This is a genomic window from Marinomonas sp. TI.3.20 (assembly GCF_038155025.1).
Taxonomy (GTDB): domain Bacteria; phylum Pseudomonadota; class Gammaproteobacteria; order Pseudomonadales; family Marinomonadaceae; genus Marinomonas; species Marinomonas flavescens.
On sequence record NZ_JBAKAS010000059.1, the window covers coordinates 1 to 607 of the forward strand.

The 607-nt window shown below is 48.1% G+C and carries 1 pseudogene; it reads left to right on the plus strand.

Going from position 1 to position 607, the window contains the following annotated elements:
• Nucleotides 1-183: 183 nt before the first annotated feature.
• A pseudogene (locus tag V6259_RS20135) lies at nt 184-338 on the plus strand (IS256 family transposase); the annotation flags it as partial.
• Nucleotides 339-607: the final 269 nt, after the last annotated feature.

Consider the following 607-nt stretch of genomic DNA (forward strand, 5'->3'; position numbering starts at 1 on the left):
CCTGCTACGCAGGGTGGGGTTTTTTCGTTCCAGCGTTTTAGTCAAAACAGCGTTTCTTGTTCTTCCATTTGCTTGCGCCTGTCTCGCAAGCTCGACGCGTCAGCACAAATGCAAAACAAGAACCTCTCACACTGATAACACAGACTAGGCAGGGTCAGACCCCTTAAACAGTCGCACAAAGCCCAACCAACCACTCAGCCAGAAGGTGTGAATAAATTGATGGGATGGTTCTTAACAGTCTAATGAAGGCGGAGCGTGCGACCTATTTAGAGGCCGCTCAATCTGGAAACAAGGCTAACGGCTACCGCTCCATTAGTGGTTTTGGGATAGGTGATTCGTCTCTTGTTCTTCCATTTGCTTGCGCCATCACTTTCTAAAGAGCCGTACCTCGACGCGTCAGCAGCTCTCTAAAAGGTACGGAAAAACAAGAACCTCTAACACTGATTGCACAGACTAGGCAGGGTCGATTTCACAGGCTCAGACCCTGAGGTATCCCCGCGAATTTAAACCATAAAACCTTCTCCTTTGAACAGGTGTTCGGCGAATGTCCTAATTCCTTCTCGCCATTGTTTGAGGGTGATTTTGAGGTTCGTTGATAGTGCTCTTT